The organism is Butyricicoccus sp. AM78-15b2TA (assembly GCF_027665985.1).
In the GTDB taxonomy this organism is placed as follows: Bacteria; Bacillota; Clostridia; order Oscillospirales; family Butyricicoccaceae; genus Agathobaculum; species Agathobaculum butyriciproducens.
Window position 1 is genome coordinate 1 of the sequence record NZ_JAQEHY010000023.1, and the last position, 20621, is coordinate 20621.

Below are 20621 nucleotides of genomic sequence, written 5' to 3' on the forward strand. Positions count from 1 at the left end.
TCGCATCCAGAAAAACAACCGCATAAATGGACTCCAGCGGCATCGGCTGCCACTCTTTCGCTACGGGATACCGTGGTATCAGAGACATCTACGCCGTAGATATCCTGAATATGCGCTTCAATGTCACCGGTGGTCATGCCTTTGGCGTACATGGACAGAATCTCTCCTCGATGTCCTAGCTGATGCTGGTCTGATTTTTCCGCAGCATCTTGGGGTCAAATTCGCTCTTGCGATACCGCGGCACAGATACCTCTACATTGCCAAAACTGGTGCGCAGGGTTTTACTGCTGTGCCCGTTCCGGCTGTTATCCGTGTCCTTGTTCTTGTAGTCATACCGGCTGTAGCCCAGCTGATCGTCCAGCTCGGCTTCCAGACCGTTTTCCATGAACTCCGCGATAGTGTCTTTGAACAGTTCCTGAATGTCATCCATGCTGCCTACATTCGCCAGCTGCAGCAGCTCACGAATTTTTTCGCGACGTGTGTTTTCTTCTGGGGTTCTTTTCCTTCTTGCCATTGTGATTACCTCCGTCATCCTGCTTCTATTCTACACCTTGTTGGAGGTCTACACAAAGTTTGGGATGGAGTCGCGGAGTGAACCGCTCCCTGTCAATTAGACAGATGAAAAAACAAAAAGTTTTCTCCAGGACCTCATTTCAGAGATCCTGGTTTTCATTTATGCAGTATCCAGCAAGCTGCGGTAATTCATTGGTGCAAGGCAATTTAGACGATGCTGACGCCGTTGGTAGTTGTAGTAATGAATGAATTGTCCTACCGCATTCACAAGATCTTCATAGGTTTCAAAAAGGAAACGATATCTCTGCTTTTCAAGTCCAGAATGGCACTGAGATAGGCTTTCCCGCCTTCAGAGCCATATTTCATTTCTGTAACATCGGTACACCATTTCTCGTTTACGGTGTCGGCTGTGAATTTTCTGTTCAGAATATTCTCAGCCGTTACTTCCGGCTTAGTCCGCTGATATGCCGGACGTTTTCTGCGGATGACAGCAAGCAGGCCGACAATATGTACCAAACGATAGAATCGATTCAGGTTCAGAATGTCACAAGTCTCGGTTATTGCATACCCATCTTCGTGCATTTTCCGAACACAAATGTAGAGATATTCTTGTCTTACTCCGCTCAGTGCCACCTCCTTTCGAGTTCCTCGAGTTTTTTAGCAATGCATTCTCCGTTTTCAATCTTCTGTTTCGGGCTTCCAGTATCCGGTTCTCGGTGCGCAGCTTCTCCGCTTCTGTCATCTCAGATTCGGACTTACGCTTACCACGCTTGTCTACCAGACCTTCTATGCCCTTCTCATTGTACTTTCTCACCCAGGAATAGATTTGCTGGTAGCTGACGCCGAATCGCTCAACAGCAGCAGCGTAGTCATTTTCATTCTCGATGCAGTAGCTGATAATTTCAATCCGTTCTTCGTATGTCGTAGTCCGTACTTTTTACAGATTGCTGCCTGGCTTCCTTCTCCGTTGAGTGGATGATCTCTTCCGGTATCCGTTTTGACATAATAATGCTCCCCTTAGTGTAGTCTCGATTTTTTGTTATTTCGAGTGTCTACTCTATGGGGAGCATATCAGCCTGTATTCTTATTCTTTATTCTTTTTTAAGCCTTGGTGTTCGAACCACACCAGACCATAAATTCGGCAGGGTGTATCTTGAAAATGTTGCCTCTCGCGGGGCAAAACTGAAATTATGAAAAATCGAGTTTTTGCAGCCTTTTCGGCGTTGCATCTTTCATCAATACATTTTGGTACGCACGGTGCGATTCGAACGCATGGCCTTTGGAGTCGGAGCGGTGCTGTATGAGGTATTTATCCTGCATTCCCCGCTAAAACAGCGCAAATATTAGACATTTTTCACTATTTTTATACGTTTTCTATGCCTGTTGCAACCACCTGTATTCACCGGCAGTAGCCTGACAGTAGCCGCAATAGCTTCGGCTATTTTTCGACCGGCGGCAGAAAGCCTTCGACCTGTTGACGGTATTCTGCCTGTTCCTCACGGAAGAAGCGCTCCAGCAGGCTGTAATCCTGCTTTGTCTGCGCAGTATTCAGCGCATGATAATACTCGGCCTTGCGGCTGTCATTTACCACAAAGGGGATAATATCGTTTTTAGACATTCCTTAAACAGAATCAGCCGCCCAGTTCGTCCGTTTCCATCCTGGAACGGGTGGATAGCCTCATAATCTGCATGGAACTTTGCCAATCCGTGCAGATCATGTTTGTCTGCTGCATTGTATTCGTCCAGAAGTGTCGTCATGCGTGCGTGGACATCCTCCGGCAGCGCAGTTGTAATATCCGATACGATATTTTGGCGATTCTTGTATTCTCCGATCGGATAACCGTTTGCAATGTCCTCAAACACGCCGCTTTTCAGCTTGTAATGATACCGCTTAATCAGTTCATGCGAAAGCGGCTCTTTATAGGTTTTCAGCATTTCATTGAACATCAGAAAGTGGCCGGTCATTTCCTCGACGTCTTTTGCGCGAATCAGCGCATCTTCCGACGTCAGGGTGCCGGTATCAAAGAGCGAGGCCGTCTGCTTTTCTGTCAGCATGCCACCTTCAATGCGGTTGGAATGGTACGCCAACAGCTTTTGAGAGAGTCCGTACGCGCCGCTGCGATCATTTTTCTTTTGCTCGATCTGAAATCGGCGAATAAGCTGCGCGGTAAAACTTTCTGCCATAGTTATCTCTCCTGCTGTGCCAGATATCTGCTTTTATTATACCCAATCTGTTGCTGCTGTGCAAGGTGCTTAGCGATGCATCACCTTATACAGCAGGTCGAGGCAGGCATCGGTTTCGCTGTCAAAGACGGTAACATCACACTTTTCGCCGTTCACGGCGAAGAATACCTCCCAGCCCTGCGCTGTCCATTCCATGGAATAGCAGTTCGTACCGAAATAGCCGGCGCTGAAATCGTACAACTCTTCGGGTACTTTCAGATAGACCAGAATGGAATGCAGCTTACGGATAGTTAAATTCGGCAGGGTTTTATCAATATCGCAATAATGTGTCATGCGATAGAGCAGATTATAGCAGGCATCGGTTTCATTGGAGAATACCTTAACAGCACACTTGCTGCCGCGTTCAGTCGCATATACTTCCCAGCCTTGCGAGGTGTGCTCTATTGTTTCACAGGCACCCAGTCGCATATTATTACCCAAGTCATAGGCACTGGCAGGGACTTTCAAATAGTGGAAGATCGCACGGAGCTGGTTTTGGTTCATTGCAGTCATTTAATAACCTCCTCTAGATAACCGTTTTCGAGTAGTTCTTTAATGTTAGTTGGCAGGCGGTACTGTATGCCACCGCCTCGTTCGCCAAACGCCGGAGCGATTCTTCCTGCTTCTACATTTTCAATGGGTTTGATCACTCGATAAACATGATAGACATTCTGATTTTTATAATAGGGCAATGACCGCATTTTATATGGTGTACCTTTGGGTGCGGTAAAATCACCACCTGGTCCGCCATAGCGGTCGATTAAAGCACCGACATCAAGTGTTTCTATATGCTTTGTTCCTGCCACAAATCCATTATCCGGTGCGTATTTAGGATAGTCAACATGACCGCTTTCATCAAGGTATTTGGTATCACGGACAATCAGAGCATCTTCTGGCAGGTTGATTTCCACAGCGTTTTGAGCCGCTGTATTTTCAAACGCCGCCACATCATCAATCATCGCCGGAGCATATTTTTGCGCTAATTCATATGTGCCAACCGCGATTGAAGCAACACCGAGGGAATTCAGCCAATGTTCCAGTGACAGCGGTTCATCCGGCGAAAATGCGCCCTTTACCATATCAGCGGTGCCCAGAGTCAGCCAGTTTACGATATTATAAAGTGAGGGATCTTTTGTCATTGCATCTGTGCGCGTTTTTAATCCCTCATAAAGACCGCTGACTGTACCCATAGTGAGCCAGTCAAGAAAGCCGCCGAGTGTTCCGCGGCCAATACGTTCCTGTTGGGCGGCAACAAAACCGTTCAGCAGTGCTCTGGCATCGGAGGGAATACGCAGCAGTGCATCATACCAATTCGAATGATTGTCGGCGTTGGGTGATGCGGCAACAGTGGGCTGTTCCAATGCCGATGAAGATTCGTAAACCGGAATTACGGCACAGCGGCAGTGCGGGTGCAGTGGCGGAAGCAAATCCTGCTGAATCAATTCATGCAGCGTAAAAGTTTTGTTGCTGAATGAAAGACAGGTATTACAAAGTCCCTGCTGATGTTCGACGATATACTGAAATTTGTGATAGCCGGCCTTATCAAATTGATGGAGAAGATAATACCAGCTGGCTTGTATATAGGCGCCGTCAATATCATCGGCTAATCGCTTGGAGGCTTTATCCCATACAAGAAGCAGTTCTTTTGCCATTTGGTCGGCAGTGCTGTTCTGACGTATGCAAATTGTGGATTGATTCATCAGCGCCTGCGTGGTCTGCTCATTGAATGAAGTCAGATCAGAATTTAGCTTGTACCGCAGACCGGTGGGAATATCTTCTGTGCTCATGATGAACAGCTTTGTGTATGCATTTATCGTATCATAAAGCTGTGCTTCGAACAAGGCTGAACGAGTACAAAGCTTCTGCCGTACCGTTTTTCCTTTTCGCCTTGCGGTGCGGGCAGAGATTCACGTTCTTTCCGTGTCAGGAGCGCATGAAATGCTGTAGAGGGGGAAGTGTCCTCGTCGATGTGCATATGTCGGAGAAAAAACCACGCTGTCTGTTCCCGAATTCGTCTGCTGGTGCTCTCTGCTTTCCGAAACGCGACTGTTTTAATTGCCTGCATGAAGTCCTCCGTTCAAGTCCCTTCTATTCTGGTGATTGATAGAATAGGACGAGATCCGGAACTTTGCAAGGTCAATCTTTTGACCACCACCGTTTGACACACAAAGAAAACTGTAATACAATCGTACTACAAGGAGATGATTTTATGGCTATGGACGCAACACTTCAAATCCGCATTGACAGTGCAGTGAAGGAGCATGTAGAAGCGCTTTACCGCAGTCTGGGCACCTCGTTCGCTGAGGCTGTACGGATATTTGCACAGCAGAGCCTGCAGGAAGGCGGCATGCCGTTTCGGCCGTCGCTTCGTGCATGGGATGATATGAGCGAAACGGAAATCAGTGAAAAGCTGTCGCGCAGCAGTGAGGATATTGCTGCCGGACGCATCTCTACGCAGTGTGATATGGACGCTAAAGTAAGGGAGCTGCTTCAGAGTCGTGCCGCAAGGATATAAGATATTTTACACCTCAACAGCCGAGCGAGATATTACGGAAAAGCTGATGTATATTATGCAGCAGTATCGGGATACCGTAGTATGTTACGCGAAATGACGTGATTTTATATTCGGTTGATGAAATCCACAGCTATGTGTACATTCGCAGTGTTTGCACACGCGGTCAAGATTTGGATTTGCATCTGTCGGAGCAGAGCGAAAGTATAGAGTAAAACGAAAAGAGCGGCAAGGCAGCTCCCGATAAGAAAACATCGTGAGGAAAGAGAGAACGGTATAGCTTCGGCTGTACCGTTTTCTCTTTTTTCCATTGATGCCGTGACTTTTGACATTTCCAAGACCCCGATACCCTTGTAGTAAATGTCGATCTCCTGCGTCCGGTTCTTGCCCTTCGGGTCGCTGGCCGCATGGACGATGATTTTCTCCACGAACTCATGGAGGATGCAGGGCGTGAGCTCCGGGATATCCGTGTACCTCTCCACAACGGAGAGAAAACGATCAACATCCGCCGATTTGCTTTCCTCCAGTTCCACTTCTTTCCGAAGGGAACTCGCCAGCACCTTGAGCTCCTGTTCTTCCTTCTCATAGTCCACAGAGAGCTTCTGAAAGCGTTCATCGGAGAGCTTGCCCGAAATGTTGTCCTCATAGAGCCGCTTGAAGATAGCATCCAACCCTGTGATCCGCTTTGCAAGATCCCGGTCGCGCTGCCGTAGGTCACTGGCCATGACCAGCCTCACAAACTCGTCCTTACTGCGGGAGGCGAAGGAAACGATCTCCCGCGGGAGTCGCTGATGGCTGAGGCGCAGATGTCCCGGAAGGCGTTCTGCCGGGAATAGCGAAAAGAGAACAGCGCAGCTTCGGGGCGAGATGCCCGTCCGCTGCGCTGTCCGATGTTCGCTTATGGGGTCATGCCATGTTTAGCCGTATGTCAGCCGGTCACTTCTTGCAGCGCCAGAGGAAGGTCACGATCTGCGCTCTGGTGCAATCCGCATTGGGGCCGAATGTCGTGCTGGTGGTTCCCTTGGTGATGTTCTCCTTGACCGCCCACAGTACCGCATCAGCATAGTAGGCGGTGGACTTCACATCGGCAAAGGGATTGGCTGTACCCGCTGCCGGGGACTTCTCGGAACGCCACAGGAACGCGACGATCTGGGCGCGGGTGCAGGTTATGTTGGGGCTGAATGTGGTGTCGCTGGTGCCCTTGGTGATGCCGTTTTCTACCGCCCACAGCACAGCATCGTAGTAGTAACTGCCCACAGGAACGTCGGTGAAGGGCATGGTGCGGGTTTCGGGTTTGGGACTGCCAGCGGCACGCCACAGGAAGGTCACAGCCTGCGCACGGGTGCAGATGCCGTCCGGGGAGAAATGGGTATCATCGGTTCCCTTGGTAATGCCGTTCTCCACTGCCCAATCCACAGCATCCTCATAATAGCTGCCGGTGGCTACATCCACAAACACGCCGGTCTGGGGGTTGCCGTTGGCTTTCATAAAGATGACCTCGATGGTATGGGTTCTACGGACATTCTCAAAGGTGTAGGACTTCACCGCACCAATGCTCTTGCCGTCGATCTTGACGTTGGCGACAGCATAGCCCTTGTCTGGGGTGATGGTGAAGGTCTGATCTCTGCCCTCACGGACGCTGACATTGCCGGAGGGAGAAATGGAGCCGCCAGCCCCGGCAGTTGCCTTGATGGTGTAGTAGCTGTAAGAATGGCCGCTGCCATTATAACGCCAGTGTGCCGTATAGATTCGGTTGCCAGTGCTGCCCGTTGGGATGGTGACGGTCATGTTGTTCTCGCCGTCAAGCCCCGTGCCGCTCCAGCCGGTGAAGGTATAGCCGGATTTGATAGGATTCTTGAGGGTGAAAGCCACCGTTCCGATGGTGTAGGTGTTGGGATTGCCCTCCACAGTGCCGCCGACCAGATTATAGGTAATCGTGTACTGGTTGACTGTCCACTGCGCCGTCAGCGTGGTTACGACCTCCGGAACGCTTTCACCGGGGGCGTACAGGTTTCCGTCGCTGCCAAGCCACTTAAAGTAGCTGCCGTTATTTCCGTCCGGGCGGTTCAGGCCGTCGGACGCAGGCGCGGTAAACTTGCTGCCGTTTTTCACGATGATTTGAATAGCCTCGGAGCTATTACCCAGCGTGCCGCCGCCAAGGTCAAGGGTAACGACCTTCAGTCCGTCAGAACCCAGTGTGTCAGAGTTCAGGACTTCAAGGACGGGGCGGAAGCCGGAGCTCGGATAGGAGTACGTAGCATCGAGGCTGCCCCAGTCGCGGGCCGTATGGTCCCCACGGTTCGCGCGGATTGGGAACGAATTATCGGGTTTGGTGTCTTGCCCCCACGAAGATATCTCGCTCCAGTTTTTGATATATCCGCTGTCCTTGTCCAGTATCTTATCCCATTCGTTGCTTTGGGGCACGCCGCGTTGGGAATTGCCCGAACCTGTAAAGTTACTTCCCACAGACGGTGCGCGCAGGGTATAGTCCACGCCGCCGCTGGCATAATCTTTGCCGAAAATCAGACTCGCAGTATCTAAGTTATTCCAGTTTACCTTATGCGTTACGGCATAGTCCGCCACAAACAGGCTGTGAGAGTATTTGTTCTGCTGTGCATATTCCTCGGTGGTCGCCATCGCAGACGTGAGCTTGTAGGCGTCCACCGTCCCTGCGTAGGTAAAGGGAACATAGTGCAGGGTATTATCCGGCAGAGCATCGTTCACCGTGCCGGGAATACCCATTGCCGATAGGTCAAAATAATATCTGCCGCCGGGAGCAAGGGTAAACTGCTCGTCGATCTCGTCCGTCAGCTTCACTTCCCGAAGTGCGCCGGCATAGTCGGTCTTATGATTGCCGTTAAACTGCTCGTTGAACACGCAGAGCGTCTTGCCGGTCATGTCTATGCCGGTCAGGTCAATCGCTGCCCTGCCGCGTGTACCGTTTGTCGTGCCGTCCAGCTGCACAACGCGTGTATAGCGGGAAATGCTCCCGTCCGCATCCTTAATAACGGCAGATATATATTCATTATCGCCCACTTTTGCGTTCTTGTATTCGACCTCCAGCACACTACCGTTGACCAGCACCGTCTTTGCCGTAAAATCGTCGCGGTCGCTGTCATGCAAGGTCAGCTTCCATTCATCTCCGGCGTATTCGGCGATCGGGGTCGTTAAATCTGCAACTTTTCCGTGCTCGGCAGCAGATATAAAGAGAACGGAGGACAGATCCAGCTCCATGGCAGGCCGCACGGCAGCATCGTAGTCCACGTTGAGGGCGCTGCCGCTTTTGCCATCGGGATGAATCGTCCACGATCCGTAGCCGTAAACCTCATTGGAAGAACGCGTCCACCACTTTGCAGCGTACGTGCACGAATTTCTGTACAAAAATATACTATCCTCGTGCGACAAGGCCCAGAGCTTCTGCGCTTTGACCTCCTGCCCGGTGATTCCCTCGGTGATGTCCTTGGGGCGGATGACCGCCTGCTCCTTTTCGGGGATCGCCTCGGCCAAGGAAACCATTTTCTGCTGCAAGGTGCTTCCCGCATACTCATTGGGCTTTCTCCATTGCGACATATCGGACGGGTTGTTGGCATAATAACCGTTGTCCTCGCTGTAGCGACTTGCATTTTCAAACGGCACGGCGCTCCCCGTGCGGAACGGGACATCTCCGAAATCATTGTTTACCGCAAGCAGGGTAATGATGGGCGCATTATTGCTTTTGTCGGTCTTTTGGCCGATCACCCACCATTCATGCCCCGCAAAGGACAGCCTGCTTTTGTCGATCTTTAATATGCTTTGGGCGCTCGTACCGGGCAGAATGGCTTTTGCACCGCCTGCGGCAAAAACCGTTATCGGCACAAGGCATAGCACCATACAAAGGGTAAGTAGGATACTGAGTATTCGTTTCTTCATTGGCTTTCCTCCTGTTCGTGTCGGTTCGGCTTATCCGCCCCGTCTTTTTTCTGATTTTCTCTGATTCTGAGCCGGAAGCACAGCGCGGTGATGACCACCGCCGCTGCAAAGCAGACGACGCCTACCAGCACATAGCCGCCTGCGTCCTCCCGCAGCAGCATCGCGCCGAACGCGCCCCATGCGGCGGTCTGTCCCGGCCCGACGACCGTGCCCGCCGCCTGCATCAGCGCTGCGCACAGCAGCATACACGCTGCGGAGAGGCTTATTGCCTCACGCCGCTGCCTCCGGCGAGTGTTTTCCCGCACCCGCTGCTTGACGAGTGCGACCCGCCTTACGGTATCGTACATTCCGCTTGAACCTCCTCTCTGGATTTTTTGAAATGCGGCTTAAAAACCCCTTCACTTATATAGGTACAAAAAATCGAAAAAACTCTCACCCAAAACGCAAAATTTTTCAAAAAAATTTGAGAGCCGCCAAAAGGCAGCTCTCAAGGAGTGGATATTCGGTTATTTCCTATGCGATAAGCGGAATGCAGACCATCTTCCCGCCGCCACCAGCAGCACCGGCAGGGCGTAGGCGATGTACTGCGCCGCGCCGCCGTAGGCGATGAGCAGATTGTATATGGCGTGGAGGGTGATGGCCGCGCCCAGCAGCCCGCAGGTGCCCGCAATCTTCAGCCACGTCCGCCGCCACGCATACGCAAGTCCGCCGCCTACGATCAGGCCGCAGAGGACGTGCATGGCTCCCGTGCCGAAGCCCCGGAAGAAGATAAAGGAGAAGCGGTCTGCGCCGTTCTGAATGAGATAGCACACGTTTTCAAAGGTGGCAAAGGCGAGAGTGACTGTTATTGCGGCAGCCTTGATTTTATCTCCCTCCGGCTCAAACACCAGAAGATAGAACACCAGCGGCAGCAGCTTCATCGTTTCCTCCACCACCGGCGCGATCTCCGCCGTGGCGGCAAGGGCGTCCGCCTGACACACCGCCGCGAGGAAGGTGTTGATATAGGCCGAAAGCAGGCATACCCCCATTCCGGCAATGCAGAACAGGAAAAAGCGGAGCTGCCGCCTGCCCATGCACAGGGCAGCCACCAGCAGGGGAGATACCATGCAGAGGAAGATGTTTTCGATGTAGGTCACGCTTCCACCGCCTTTCTCGTGGCGGGCAGCAACCCCAGAATCGCAAGCGTCAGCAGCATATCACACCAGAAGGTGGGGCTTGCCGGTGAGGTATCCGGCCAGAAGCAGCCCGCCGTCCACAGCAGATATTCCGAACCGGCAAAGCACAGCACGCCTATGTGAAACCACCGCATATTCCGCGCCGCGCCCGTCTGCCCATTGGCGTATACCAGCCCCCGGATGGCACAGAAGGAGAGCCATACCATCATGCCGCACCAGATCAGGTTGGAGAGAATATCCCCGAAAGTGCAGTAGAACGCCAGTAGCGGCACGCCGAACGCAGGCGCAAGCCACGCCCTGCGGCAGCGGAAGCTGCGCTCATTTGTTCCGGTCAGCGTAGCCTGCAATATCCGCAGGAAAATTACGCTCGCCACCCAGCCGAACTCCGACACATAGAAAACGCGCGGTGTGGTATCGAACAGCAGCAGATACAGCGTCCAGTAGAGCGCACCGAGGGCAAAGCAGCCGTAGAAGCACAGCAGCAGAAAATACGCCTGCCGCCCACTTTTCCGGCAGGCGATACCCGAGAGCAGCGCGCCAACGAATGTGGTCAGCAGTTGCAGCAGGTTCTCAATCAGCTCCATGCGCATCCTCGCTTTCCCTGTCCTGCTCGTCCTCACGGCTCATCTGCCGCAGCCGGAAGCACAAAACGGTCACGCACACGCCAAGTAAAAACGCCAGAAGCCCGATGACGATGTATCCCAAGGCCGCGCTGCCGCCGTACATACTTGCCGCCGTCTCAAAGCCCACATAATCGCCTGTCTGGATTTTCGCGGCAATGCCGGGCATGGCGAAGGACGCGCCGATGAGCAGCACAAGGCACGCCGCCACCGCGGAAGCCATGGTAATCGTATTGCGCCGCAGCCGTTTCTCTCGTTCCATTTTGGCAATGCGCCGCTTTGTCTCCGCGACGCGCTCCTCATGACTCCGCATTTGTGATTCCCTCCCGTTCCAGCAGCCTTCGCAGGCTTTCTTTTCCGCGATATACCATGTTGGTGATCTGCTTTACCGTTTTCCCCGTGACCTCCGCCGCCTGCGCGTAGCTCATGCCTTCAAAATAGGTGAGATACAGGACTTCTCGGTAGTCCGGGTTCATTTCATCCATGCAGAAGTGCAAGACGCGGTTTCGCTCCTCCGTCTGTATGACCTCCTCTGCCAGCAGCCGCCCCTCCGGCTCGCCGGTCAGCGCATCGAGGCTGAACAGCGGCTTTCGTTTGCTCTTGTGGCGCAGCGCCATGTGCCGCGCCGCCTTATAGAGATACGCCTTGAAGCCGCCGTCCCGGATGCGGGGCTTTTTGGTGAACAGATAGGCGAAAACGTCCAGCATCAGCTCCTCCGCCTCGTGAACGTCGTGCAGATAGCCGTCGATGTACAGCGTCAGCGGGTCGCCGTATTTTTTCATCAGGGCATTGAGCCCTTCGTCGTCACCGCTCAGATATTGGCGGTACAAAGCCTCGTCGCAGGCCATAGCGTTCACTTCCTTTTTGCGGATGCTTCAAATGCAGCCGGGTGTTCGTCAGGTGCTTGTTCTGCCGGAATCGCGGCGCTGCTTCTGAAAGCGCGGGTCGGACGGCTTTTCCGCGTTTTCCGGGATCGCCCATGAACGCCCGAACCGAGACGCGCCAGGGATCCGCCCTCCGGCGCAATACTGGTTGACCCGCCGCTCCGACACGCCCCAACGGTAAGACGCCTCCCGAATGGAGATATAGCCCTTGATCCCGTTTATTACCGCACCTCCGCATGGATAATACTTAACATGATACATTGTATACGAATATCCGAAGAAACACAAGGCGTCCGGCGAAGTGGGCAGCGAAAGGTTACGGATAGGAGCGACATTTTTTGAAAAAGTCCTCCGAAATCTGGCCAAAACGCCCTGTTCAGATTGTAGTATGGGGAGAAGGAGAAATACGGGGGTACGAAGTAGTCAGCAAGCACAGCAAGCGAGTGCCCGCTTGCGGATTTTGAGATTTTCAGGTCCCTTGCCCGAACAGTCAAAATTGCTTGCTGGGGCGCGGGTCTCCGGTGGAGACCTCAAAGTGTGAAACGCTTTGAAGCGCTGACCGAGCCGACAGGCGAGACCATCCCAAACCCTTATGAATAACGGAGGGCGGCGCTGACCGCCGAGCGTCAGAAGGCGCGGCGGGAGGAGCAGGACTACGCCGCCGTGCGCCGGAACGTGGAGGAGTTCCTGTCCCCGCCCCGGCAGGCGCCGGCACGGCAGAAGGATATGGAGCTGGAATGACCCCTGGGACAAACCTTTTGCCGCGATCTGCGTTTTCCCCTGAGCTTTTGCCGAAACGTCAGATATAATGAAGATATAAACGATTTTGAAGGAGGCGAACCCCATGACAAGAGTCGAGGCATTGCCGCTCTTTTTTTACTGTTCAGGCTACCACGTAGTAGCCTGCGCAGTAGCCTCGATTTTACTCTGTTAAAGCAATCCTTGAAAAAGTAAAGAAAAACCGCCCGTTCCAGCGGAACAGACGGTTATCGATGGTACGCCCGGTGCGATTCGAACGCATGGCCTTTGGAGTCGGAGTCCAACGCTCTATCCAGCTGAGCTACGGGCGCGAGTACATGATATAGTATACCAGTCTTTCGTGCGTTTGTAAAGCGGTTATTGCGGGGTATTTCGGTCGAATTGTGCCGAAACACCCCGATTTCCGCCTTACGCCTGCGCGGCGTCCGGCTTTTTCTTCTTTTTGCGCTTGCGGTAGCGGTCCTCCTCGGAGAAAACACAGCCGCAGTAATTCTGCATGTACAGGCCAAGCTCACGCGCCTTATCCTGTCCCTCGCGGAAGCGCGGCGAAAAGTCGCGGTGCAGATACTCGACACCGTATTTTTCGGCCATTTGCTCGCAGATCTGACGCATCAGCTCGTGATTCTGGTACGGGCTGACAAACAGGGTAGAGGTAAACCGGTCGTAGCCGTGCTCGGCGGCGTAGCGCGCGGTTTCCTCAAAGCGGAGCGCATAGCAGGTCGCACAGCGGTTATCCCAGTTGGGATAGACAGCTTCGATGAACTTTCGCAGACCGTACTCGTTCTCGATCTCCAGCTTGAGATCAATGCTTTTTGCATACTCAACGAGTGTATTCTTGCGCATTTTGTACTCTTTCATCGGGTGAATGTTGGGATTGTACCAAAAACCTACCGGCTCGATGCCCTCCTGCCGCAGCGTGTCGATGCACGCAATGGAGCAGGGCGCACAGCAGATATGAAGAAGTGTTCCGGACAAAAAATCAAACCTTTCTGAAAAGTATTCTTGTTATTTTACGCCTTTTTGATCGGGTGGCGAATGACAGTTTTGCGTTTCTCCGGCGCGGTTTTGCGCGGGTCGGAGAGATAAATCTCGTGGTGCAGTCGTTCGGCGGTGAGATCGTTTGCATAGCCGTTTTGTGCGAGATACTCGTCCATCACCGCAACAGACGCAGGCTCGTCATCATAGGAGCCAACGTGCATGATCTGCACGCACAGACCTTCCTCAATCGTCAAAAACTCGGCTGAGGAGCAATCCAGCTGTTTCTTTTTTGCAGCCGTCTGTACCGCCCAGTCAAAATCCGTCTTGGTCACAAAATCCGGCAGACGAATGACGGAAATCCAGTGGAAACCGGATTTATCCGAATAATTTACACCGTCCACATTATCCTGCCGCCAGAAACCTTCCAGCGGCGGAACAACATATTCAAAGAAGCCTGCGATTTTATAATCGGTCTTATAGCTCATTTTCAGCGTGTAGGCCACGGCATACAGTACGCTGATGGCCTGCTGATATGCACCGCCGTCCTCGTTCGGGTCGCCAGTGCCGCGCACGGCAATGTAGTTCATTGGTGGCACTTCGACAAGCTGCGGCTTGCTTTTCGGCATGTAGAGTTCTCTATACTCTTTTTTGAAGTCAAACGGCATAGCGTTCTCCTTTATTTGTTCCAGTGCTTGAGGGTCGGCACAATGGCTTCCATATGGGCGCGAACCTGCTCTGCAGGCCAGCTTTCGGTTGCCATATGCGTTACGCAAACGTCAATCAGCTGCTCTTTCGTGGTGTATTTGAAGGTTCCGTCGGCATAGCACCACATGCAGTAATCCTCGTTAAAGGAGCCGTCTGGCTCTTTACTGGTGATGGAATCTTCAAGCGGCATGCCGCAGCATTGGCAGATCAGCTGCCGCGGAGAGCCGAGAAGCGTATTGATCGACACGTTAAAGAACGCGGAAAGCAGCTTGAGCGTTTCGACATTCGGCGTGGTTTCGCCCGTTTCCCAGCGGGATACCGCCTGTCGGGTGACAAAAATTTTTGCAGCCAGTTCGTCCTGTGAGAGATCTTTTTCGGTTCTGAGATGATATAAAATATCCTTTGTATTCATAATCGAACACCTCCGTGAGGTAAGTGTATCATAGGATCTTTTTACGGACAAGCAACATGCGGTTGCGGTATCGGATAACGGCTGTCAGCAGCCTGCCGGTTTAATTATTATACCGCGTTTCCGGCCTACTTGCAAACCCTGTCGAAAACCGTTATACTGAGATTAGATTGACCCGGAATTTTGATCAAAGGAGGCATATTCCCATGAAGGATATTGCATACTATAACGGAAAAATCGGCCGCATTGACGAGGTGCAGGCGCCTATCACCGATCGCGGTTTTTACTTCGGCGACGGTGTTTACGATGCGGCGATGGTCAACAACAAGAAAATCTTCGAGCTTGAGGATCATCTGGACCGCTTTTACAACAGTCTGAAGCTACTCCGCATTGAGCCGCCGATGCAGCGTGACGAGCTGACAAAAACGCTGAACGAGCTGGTGTCTCAGTTGGATTCGGATGCGCCGCATATGCTGTACTGGCAGTCCACGCGTGCAGTGGCACACCGCATGCACGCGTTCCCCAAGGGCGGCAAGGCCAGCCTGATGGCATTTTCCGAGCCGTGCGGACTGGACCGCCAGGATCATCCGTACAAGCTGATTTCGGTCGAGGACACGCGTTTTCTGCATTGCAACATCAAAACGCTCAACCTTATTCCGAACTGCATGGCGATGCAGCAGGCTGTTGAGGCGGGCTGTGACGAGGTCGTTTTCCACCGCGGCGACCGCGTGACTGAGGGCGCACATTCCGGTCTGGCGATTCTCAAGGATGGCGTGTTCTGTACGCCTCCGGCGGATAATCTTATTCTGCCGAGTATTACGCGCAAGCATTTTCTTACGCTGTGCGACAAGCTCGGCGTGCCGACCCGCATCGCGCCGTTCACTGTGGATGAGCTGAAAAACGCGGATGAGGTGATGATCCTGTCCACCGGCACGCACTGCGTCGGCGCATGCGAGCTGGACGGCAAGCCGCTCGGCGGCAAGGATCCTGCACTGCTCGATAAGCTGCAGAAGGCGTATCAGCAGTGGTTTGACGAGGAAACCGCAAAATAATGGAGAATTGAAAAGGAATAATTGAGAATTAAGTTATCGCGCATTGCGTGTATCCGTCATTTTCCATTCTCAATTTTCAATTTGGAAAGGACAAAAGAATGCCCAACATTGTTATCATTGGCGGCGGACCGGCGGGACTGAGTGCTGCGATTTACGCGGTACGCGCCGGCATGCAGGCAACCGTTCTGTATAAGGACGGTGGTGCACTGGCCAAAACGGACAAGATCGAGAATTATTTCGGCTTTATTGAGCCAGTTTCCGGCGCAGAGCTGCTCGAGCGCGGACAGAAGCAGGCTGAACGTCTGGGCGCAGTTTTGCGGCAGACCGAGGTAACCGGTATTGAGTATGCGGCGCAAGGCTTCACGGTTAAGACTGCGGACGGCGTGTTTGACGCGGATGCGGTCATTCTGGCAACCGGTTCGCCGCGTGCGGTGCCGAAAATCGAGGGCGTAGCTGCATTTGAGGGCCACGGCGTCAGCTACTGCGCCATCTGCGATGCGTTTTTCTATCGCGGCAAGGACGTTGCCGTGCTCGGTCAGGGTGAGTATGCGCTCGAGGAAGCGCGGGTGCTGCTGCCGGTGGCGCAGTCCGTTACGCTGCTGACCGATGGCAGCGAAGCTCCGGCGGATTTGCCGGACGGTCTGCGCGTGGAAACGCGCAAGGTAAGCGCGATCGAGGGCGATGAACTGGTGTCGCGCGTGGCGTTTGCCGAGGGAGAACCGCTGCACGTTTCCGGTGTGTTCATCGCCTACGGTACCGCAGGCAGCGGCGATTTTGCCCGCAAGCTGGGCGCGCAGCTGGACGGCACGCGCATCAAGGCGAACGCCGACGGCTCGACGGCTGTACCCGGCCTGTTTGCGGCCGGTGACTGCACCGGAGGTCTGCTGCAGGTGGCAAAGGCCGTCGCAGACGGCGCCGAGGCTGCAATGAGCGCGGTGAAGTTCGTGAGAAAGTGAAGAAAGCACCGCATACCTCGGTATGCGGTGCTTTTTTATGCGGTTTTGACCGGGGCATTAGCCCTCGTAATCATCCTCATTCTCCCAGTTGTGCCAAACTGCCTGCACGTCGTCGTTATCCTCGAGGTTGTCGAGCAGCTTGCGCATCTGCGCCATATCCTCTTCCTTCTCAAGGGTGATGTAGTTCTGCGGAACCATCTGCAGCTCAGCCTGTGCGAAGGTGTAGCCTTCCTTCTCGAGTGCCTCACGAACGGTAGAAAAATCATCCGGAGCGGTGTAGATTTCGAAAACGCCTTCCTCAACGAGGAAATCCTCAGCGCCTGCGTCGAGCGCCTGCATCATAACAGCGTCCTCGTCCAGACCTTCGCTCTCCATAATGATAACGCCCTTCTTATCGAACTGCCAGGATACGCAGCCGGAAGCGCCCAGACCTGCGCCGTACTTGTCGAACAGGTGACGAACGTCCGCAACGGTGCGGTTCTTGTTGTCCGTCAGGGTCTCAACAACGACTGCAACGCCGCCTACGCCGTAGCCTTCATAGTTGTTTGCCTCGTAATCGACCTGACCGTTTGCGCCGGAGTACTTATCGAGCGTGCGCTTGATGTTGTCGTTCGGCATGTTGTTGGCCTTTGCCTTTGCAATGCAGTCGCGCAGGCGAGCATTGAAGTCCGGATTAGCGGAGCCGCCTTCCTTGATTGCGATTGCCATTTCACGGCCGATTTTGGTGAAAATCTTTGCTTTTTTTGCATCGTTTGCGCCCTTGCGCTTTGCGATGTTATTCCATTTGGAATGTCCCGACATGGTGAGTGTCCTTCTTTCTTTTATATCATCTAAAATATTAACTGTATAACACGCAGAACAATTTTAACAGGTTTTTCGCTATTCTGCAAGTCCTGCGAGTATATTTTTCGCGTTTGTGGTGCAGAATAGCATTGCAAACGAAACGAGGTGAGCCAAATGAGCAAGCAGAACAAGAACCGGAACCAGCAGGGTCAGCAGAATCAGCAGCAGAATCAGAGCCAGCAGAATCAGAAAAACGATCAGCAGAACGGCTGATATTTTTCCTGAGCCGATGGGTGTGCCTGTCGGCTTTACTTATTTTTATCTATTCGCTGAAGATTTCGGAATGGGTGCAGTCCGGACGGCTGGGAGGTCCGCCGCACCTGCGGCGGCGGGCACAAGGGTGGCAACTAAGGTTTCCGCCCTTGTGAATCCCGTTTCCTTTATTTCTTAGTCTGGCGCAGATCAGAGAGCGGCGACCGCTTCGAAATAGGGGAACGGCAGAGGATTTTTACTTCCGTATCTTTCTCAACCTGTTCGCAGTGTCAGATTCCTTACTGCTACACATACCGGCTGCTCTGCGCAGGCGCAGCACAAGGTGAATTGCCCGAAGGGCAAGAGAAGGTCCCCTGGGGGATAACAGTGTTGCGCAACTCGTTTGTCTGGCGGCTGCGGACGGCACCTGCGAGTTCTATCGAATGATGAATGTTTTGCCGCAGGGTGCGACAAGGTGAATTGCCTGTTAGGGCAAGAGAAGGTGCCCTGGGGTACGACTTCGGCACACCGTATCAAACGATTGCTGCACGCTATTCCGTAGGGGAGCACATTGTGCTCCCACGCAAAGGTAAACTTCACATTCCCTTCGCTCTATTGCACTACTTCCCGAGGTTTTCATTCCGGTATTTCCTAATCGCTGCCAGAAACTCCTTGCCGTATCGTCTTGCCTTTGCGTCGCCTACGCCGCGGACGGACAGCAGATCGAACTCGCTTGACGGCTGTTTTGCAGCCATATCAGCGAGCGTTGCGTTGGAAAAGATAACATACGGCGGCACGCCTGCACGTGCTGCAAGGCGGGTTCGCACATCACGGAGCGCATCGAACAGCTTTTCGTCCACATCTTCCGCAAGAGCCGCATACTGTTTGGCTGCTGCCGGCTTTTTCTCCTTGGGCAGCTTGACGCGGAATTCACCGCGTCCGCGCATGAGTGCGTTGCCGGTGCGGGCGAGCACGAGCACGTTCATGCGGTCCGGGTCGGCGATGAGGTATCCGCGCTCGAGCAGCATGTCGATCAGCCGACGGACATACACGGCGGTGCTGTCCGGCATAATATTATAGGTGGAAAGTGTATCCAGATGGAACTGCGTGATTTTTTCGTTCTTGCTGCCGGTCAGAATGGCCGAAACGACGGTTTTGCCGAACGCACGGCCGCGTTCATCCAGCCGGTATACGCACGAGAGGATTTTTCGTGCGTCCATGGTTGCATCCACTTCCTCGAAATTAGTGTCGCAGCTGCTGCAGTGTCCGCACGACAACGGTGAATTTTCACCGAAATAGCGCAGAATGTAATGCCGCAGGCACTCGGTCGTGGTGCAGTAGAACGTCATCTGCTTGAGGCGTTCGCGGTCGCGCGCGATGAGCTGCTGACGGGTTGCCTCGTCAATGGTTTCGTCCTCGGCTTCGTGGCTGCGCTCAATCAGAAACTCGGCCATGCGCACATCCTGTCCGCTGTACAGCAGAATACAGTCGGCAGGCTGGCCGTCTCGACCGGCACGGCCGGCCTCCTGATAGTAGCTCTCCATATTTTTCGGCATATTATAGTGGATAACGAACGACACGTTGGATTTGTCGATACCCATGCCGAATGCGTTGGTAGCGACCATAATGGTCTTGCGGTCGTACAGAAAATCGTCCTGATTCTCGCGGCGCTCGTCAGGATCGAGGCCCGCGTGATAGCGGGTGGCGGGCAGACTGCGGCTGAGCAGCAGATCGCAGATCTCCTCCACGTTTTTGCGGGTGGAGCAGTAGACGATGCCGCTTTTATCCTTGCGCTCGTTCAGCAGCTGCAGCAGCTTCATGCCCTTGGAGGTCGGCTGTTCGACAGCAAAATACAGATTTGGACGGTCAAAACCGGTGGTCTTGATGAAGGGTTCGTGCAGACCGAGTGCCTGCACAATGTCGTCACGAACCTCAGCTGTTGCGGTTGCCGTAAACGCGGAAACGAGCGGCCGCTCAGGCAGTTCGGCGAGAAAGTCGAGAATTTTGAGGTAGCTTGGACGAAAATCCTGTCCCCATTGAGAAATACAGTGTGCTTCATCGACTGTGACCATCGAAATCGGTACGCGCTTGGCAAATTCGAGAAACGAGGGGGCGGTCAGGCGTTCCGGCGAAACATACAGCAGCTTGTACTGTCCTCGTCCGGCGAAGTACAGTGCATCGCGGAATTCCTCCGCACTCATCGCACTGTTGATGCACGCGGCAGGAACGCCTGCTTCCACAAGCGCACCGACCTGATCCTTCATCAGCGAAATGAGCGGGGAAATGACCAGTGTCAGACCGGGGAACAGCATGGCGGGCACCTGATAGCAGATGGACTTGCCCGCACCGGTCGGCATAATGCCGAGCGTATCCCGGCCGGAAAGGATGGCGCGAACCAGCTCGTCCTGTCCGGGACGGAACGAATCGTAGCCAAAATATTGTTTGAGAATGTCCTGTGCGGTCATGTTCTGCTCCTTACATATAATAGTTATAACTGCCGGCGGCTTTCCGACATTTTGTGCAGCAGGTCGAAATACGACCAGCCCTGTGCGGCAGCGGGAATCATGGTCAGGCAGTTCTGCGTTGGCGGTAAATTGTCGTCGTACCGCGCCGCATCGTCAGGCCGCTGCCTGACAACGTACATGCCGGTGAACTGTTCGATCGGGTGTTCGGCTTTATTATAGTATCGTGCAATTATCTTATCACGTTTTCAGAAAAATCTCAATAGTTTGAAAAAAGTGCTTGACATTCGCTGTCGGATTTGGTATTCTATTAAAGCTGTCTCTCAGAGACGAGCGCAAAACCGAAAAGTTTGGTTTAGAACCGATTGAGGTTCTGAAAAAGAATTTGAAAAAAGTTCTTGACAAATGCTTCTGGTTTTGATATACTAA

23 protein-coding genes, 1 tRNA gene and 1 pseudogene are annotated in these 20621 nt (G+C 53.2%); 3 read left to right on the forward strand and 22 right to left on the reverse strand.

From position 1 onward, the window contains the following. From PGS25_RS14285 to PGS25_RS14305, 8 genes and pseudogenes are all read right to left on the reverse strand, one after another. Nucleotides 1-514, reverse strand: a pseudogene (locus PGS25_RS14285) (transposase); the annotation flags it as partial. A gap of 159 nt (nucleotides 515-673) precedes the next feature. Continuing rightward, nucleotides 674-781, reverse strand: coding sequence for an IS3 family transposase (locus tag PGS25_RS15780; RefSeq protein WP_442865312.1), 108 nt, complete (start codon nucleotides 779-781; stop codon nucleotides 674-676). After that, nucleotides 778-1095 carry a hypothetical protein gene (locus PGS25_RS14290; protein WP_270419202.1) on the reverse strand — a complete coding sequence of 106 codons (318 nt, stop codon included), beginning with the start codon at nucleotides 1093-1095 and terminating at the stop codon, nucleotides 778-780. The genes PGS25_RS15780 and PGS25_RS14290 overlap by 4 nt, the downstream gene beginning before the upstream one ends. Beyond that, nucleotides 1058-1420, reverse strand: coding sequence for a helix-turn-helix domain-containing protein (locus tag PGS25_RS15785; RefSeq protein ID WP_442865314.1), 363 nt, complete (start codon nucleotides 1418-1420; stop codon nucleotides 1058-1060). Before PGS25_RS15785 ends, PGS25_RS14290 begins: the two co-directional genes overlap by 38 nt. Before the next feature lie 531 nt (nucleotides 1421-1951). Beyond that, entirely contained in the window at nucleotides 1952-2131 is a 180-nt protein-coding gene (locus tag PGS25_RS15665) for a hypothetical protein (RefSeq protein WP_330671891.1), read from the reverse strand. Next, on the reverse strand, nucleotides 2098-2697 hold the full coding sequence (locus PGS25_RS14295; protein ID WP_330671892.1) for a Fic family protein: 600 nt from the start codon (nucleotides 2695-2697) through the stop codon (nucleotides 2098-2100). Before PGS25_RS14295 ends, PGS25_RS15665 begins: the two co-directional genes overlap by 34 nt. A 69-nt stretch (nucleotides 2698-2766) precedes the next feature. Further along, on the reverse strand, nucleotides 2767-3249 hold the full coding sequence (locus PGS25_RS14300; protein WP_270419203.1) for a hypothetical protein: 483 nt from the start codon (nucleotides 3247-3249) through the stop codon (nucleotides 2767-2769). Beyond that, a complete protein-coding gene (locus PGS25_RS14305) occupies nucleotides 3246-4523 on the reverse strand; it encodes a glycohydrolase toxin TNT-related protein (protein WP_270419204.1) in 1278 nt (425 codons plus the stop codon). The genes PGS25_RS14300 and PGS25_RS14305 overlap by 4 nt, the downstream gene beginning before the upstream one ends. A 422-nt stretch (nucleotides 4524-4945) precedes the next feature. On the opposite strand from PGS25_RS14305, the gene PGS25_RS14310 reads away from it, so the two are divergent. Beyond that, nucleotides 4946-5251, forward strand: coding sequence for a type II toxin-antitoxin system RelB/DinJ family antitoxin (locus tag PGS25_RS14310; RefSeq protein WP_270419205.1), 306 nt, complete (start codon nucleotides 4946-4948; stop codon nucleotides 5249-5251). 104 nt (nucleotides 5252-5355) lie between these two features. Here PGS25_RS14310 and PGS25_RS14315 read toward each other — a convergent pair whose 3' ends face one another. The 11 genes from PGS25_RS14315 to PGS25_RS14370 form a co-directional block, all read right to left on the reverse strand. Next, the gene (locus tag PGS25_RS14315) at nucleotides 5356-5985 is read right to left on the reverse strand and encodes a DUF4368 domain-containing protein (protein WP_270419207.1); all 630 of its coding nucleotides are present in this window, start codon (nucleotides 5983-5985) and stop codon (nucleotides 5356-5358) included. A 199-nt stretch (nucleotides 5986-6184) separates the two neighbouring features. Further along, nucleotides 6185-9157: an S-layer homology domain-containing protein gene (locus PGS25_RS14320; RefSeq protein WP_270419208.1), complete on the reverse strand. Its 2973-nt coding sequence runs from the start codon at nucleotides 9155-9157 to the stop codon at nucleotides 6185-6187. Beyond that, the gene (locus tag PGS25_RS14325; RefSeq protein WP_270419210.1) at nucleotides 9154-9504 is read right to left on the reverse strand and encodes a glycosyltransferase; all 351 of its coding nucleotides are present in this window, start codon (nucleotides 9502-9504) and stop codon (nucleotides 9154-9156) included. The genes PGS25_RS14320 and PGS25_RS14325 overlap by 4 nt, the downstream gene beginning before the upstream one ends. A 159-nt stretch (nucleotides 9505-9663) precedes the next feature. Then, nucleotides 9664-10293, reverse strand: coding sequence for a PrsW family glutamic-type intramembrane protease (locus PGS25_RS14330; protein ID WP_270419211.1), 630 nt, complete (start codon nucleotides 10291-10293; stop codon nucleotides 9664-9666). Next, nucleotides 10290-10916 (reverse strand): histidine kinase, encoded by a 627-nt coding sequence (locus PGS25_RS14335; RefSeq protein WP_270419212.1) that lies wholly within the window; start codon nucleotides 10914-10916, stop codon nucleotides 10290-10292. Before PGS25_RS14335 ends, PGS25_RS14330 begins: the two co-directional genes overlap by 4 nt. Beyond that, on the reverse strand, nucleotides 10903-11265 hold the full coding sequence (locus PGS25_RS14340; protein ID WP_270419213.1) for a DUF4179 domain-containing protein: 363 nt from the start codon (nucleotides 11263-11265) through the stop codon (nucleotides 10903-10905). Before PGS25_RS14340 ends, PGS25_RS14335 begins: the two co-directional genes overlap by 14 nt. Then, on the reverse strand, nucleotides 11252-11800 hold the full coding sequence (locus tag PGS25_RS14345) for an RNA polymerase sigma factor (protein ID WP_270419214.1): 549 nt from the start codon (nucleotides 11798-11800) through the stop codon (nucleotides 11252-11254). Before PGS25_RS14345 ends, PGS25_RS14340 begins: the two co-directional genes overlap by 14 nt. 1029 nt (nucleotides 11801-12829) lie before the next feature. Next, nucleotides 12830-12906 (reverse strand) — tRNA-Arg (locus PGS25_RS14355). Nucleotides 12907-13003: 97 nt separating this feature from the next. Beyond that, entirely contained in the window at nucleotides 13004-13570 is a 567-nt protein-coding gene (locus tag PGS25_RS14360; RefSeq protein WP_118481161.1) for an epoxyqueuosine reductase QueH, read from the reverse strand. Between the two features lie 35 nt (nucleotides 13571-13605). Continuing rightward, nucleotides 13606-14238 carry a GyrI-like domain-containing protein gene (locus tag PGS25_RS14365; RefSeq protein WP_118361678.1) on the reverse strand — a complete coding sequence of 211 codons (633 nt, stop codon included), beginning with the start codon at nucleotides 14236-14238 and terminating at the stop codon, nucleotides 13606-13608. An 11-nt stretch (nucleotides 14239-14249) separates the two neighbouring features. Continuing rightward, complete coding sequence (locus tag PGS25_RS14370; RefSeq protein WP_270419215.1) at nucleotides 14250-14690, reverse strand: zinc ribbon domain-containing protein; 441 nt, start codon at nucleotides 14688-14690, stop codon at nucleotides 14250-14252. 203 nt (nucleotides 14691-14893) lie between these two features. Between PGS25_RS14370 and PGS25_RS14375 the strand changes: the two genes are divergently transcribed. Continuing rightward, nucleotides 14894-15739 (forward strand): aminotransferase class IV, encoded by an 846-nt coding sequence (locus tag PGS25_RS14375; protein WP_117491972.1) that lies wholly within the window; start codon nucleotides 14894-14896, stop codon nucleotides 15737-15739. 98 nt (nucleotides 15740-15837) lie between these two features. Then, nucleotides 15838-16695, forward strand: coding sequence for an NAD(P)/FAD-dependent oxidoreductase (locus PGS25_RS14380; RefSeq protein ID WP_270419216.1), 858 nt, complete (start codon nucleotides 15838-15840; stop codon nucleotides 16693-16695). A 57-nt stretch (nucleotides 16696-16752) separates the two neighbouring features. On the opposite strand, the gene PGS25_RS14385 is transcribed toward PGS25_RS14380, so the two are convergent. From PGS25_RS14385 to PGS25_RS14395, 3 genes are all read right to left on the reverse strand, one after another. Beyond that, complete coding sequence (locus PGS25_RS14385) at nucleotides 16753-17496, reverse strand: YebC/PmpR family DNA-binding transcriptional regulator (RefSeq protein WP_110435528.1); 744 nt, start codon at nucleotides 17494-17496, stop codon at nucleotides 16753-16755. 854 nt (nucleotides 17497-18350) lie between these two features. Continuing rightward, the gene (gene recQ, locus PGS25_RS14390; RefSeq protein WP_270419217.1) at nucleotides 18351-20195 is read right to left on the reverse strand and encodes a DNA helicase RecQ; all 1845 of its coding nucleotides are present in this window, start codon (nucleotides 20193-20195) and stop codon (nucleotides 18351-18353) included. A 23-nt stretch (nucleotides 20196-20218) separates the two neighbouring features. Beyond that, a complete protein-coding gene (locus PGS25_RS14395) occupies nucleotides 20219-20374 on the reverse strand; it encodes a hypothetical protein (RefSeq protein WP_270419218.1) in 156 nt (51 codons plus the stop codon). Between the last annotated feature and the right edge of the window lie 247 nt (nucleotides 20375-20621).

What these genes read in the sequence shown, in the direction of transcription:
- PGS25_RS14290 (WP_270419202.1), bottom strand. Translation starts at nt 1,095, where the DNA reads ATGCACGAAGATGGGTATGCAATAACCGAGACTTGTGACATTCTGAAC.
- PGS25_RS15665 (WP_330671891.1), bottom strand. Translation starts at nt 2,131, where the DNA reads ATGTCTAAAAACGATATTATCCCCTTTGTGGTAAATGACAGCCGCAAG.
- PGS25_RS14295 (WP_330671892.1), bottom strand. Translation starts at nt 2,697, where the DNA reads ATGGCAGAAAGTTTTACCGCGCAGCTTATTCGCCGATTTCAGATCGAG.
- PGS25_RS14300 (WP_270419203.1), bottom strand. Translation starts at nt 3,249, where the DNA reads ATGACTGCAATGAACCAAAACCAGCTCCGTGCGATCTTCCACTATTTG.
- PGS25_RS14305 (WP_270419204.1), bottom strand. Translation starts at nt 4,523, where the DNA reads ATGAGCACAGAAGATATTCCCACCGGTCTGCGGTACAAGCTAAATTCT.
- PGS25_RS14310 (WP_270419205.1), top strand. Translation starts at nt 4,946, where the DNA reads ATGGCTATGGACGCAACACTTCAAATCCGCATTGACAGTGCAGTGAAG.
- PGS25_RS14320 (WP_270419208.1), bottom strand. Translation starts at nt 9,157, where the DNA reads ATGAAGAAACGAATACTCAGTATCCTACTTACCCTTTGTATGGTGCTA.
- PGS25_RS14325 (WP_270419210.1), bottom strand. Translation starts at nt 9,504, where the DNA reads ATGTACGATACCGTAAGGCGGGTCGCACTCGTCAAGCAGCGGGTGCGG.
- PGS25_RS14335 (WP_270419212.1), bottom strand. Translation starts at nt 10,916, where the DNA reads ATGGAGCTGATTGAGAACCTGCTGCAACTGCTGACCACATTCGTTGGC.
- PGS25_RS14340 (WP_270419213.1), bottom strand. Translation starts at nt 11,265, where the DNA reads ATGCGGAGTCATGAGGAGCGCGTCGCGGAGACAAAGCGGCGCATTGCC.
- PGS25_RS14345 (WP_270419214.1), bottom strand. Translation starts at nt 11,800, where the DNA reads ATGGCCTGCGACGAGGCTTTGTACCGCCAATATCTGAGCGGTGACGAC.
- PGS25_RS14365 (WP_118361678.1), bottom strand. Translation starts at nt 14,238, where the DNA reads ATGCCGTTTGACTTCAAAAAAGAGTATAGAGAACTCTACATGCCGAAA.
- PGS25_RS14370 (WP_270419215.1), bottom strand. Translation starts at nt 14,690, where the DNA reads ATGAATACAAAGGATATTTTATATCATCTCAGAACCGAAAAAGATCTC.
- PGS25_RS14375 (WP_117491972.1), top strand. Translation starts at nt 14,894, where the DNA reads ATGAAGGATATTGCATACTATAACGGAAAAATCGGCCGCATTGACGAG.
- PGS25_RS14380 (WP_270419216.1), top strand. Translation starts at nt 15,838, where the DNA reads ATGCCCAACATTGTTATCATTGGCGGCGGACCGGCGGGACTGAGTGCT.
- PGS25_RS14385 (WP_110435528.1), bottom strand. Translation starts at nt 17,496, where the DNA reads ATGTCGGGACATTCCAAATGGAATAACATCGCAAAGCGCAAGGGCGCA.
- recQ (WP_270419217.1), bottom strand. Translation starts at nt 20,195, where the DNA reads ATGACCGCACAGGACATTCTCAAACAATATTTTGGCTACGATTCGTTC.
- PGS25_RS14395 (WP_270419218.1), bottom strand. Translation starts at nt 20,374, where the DNA reads ATGTACGTTGTCAGGCAGCGGCCTGACGATGCGGCGCGGTACGACGAC.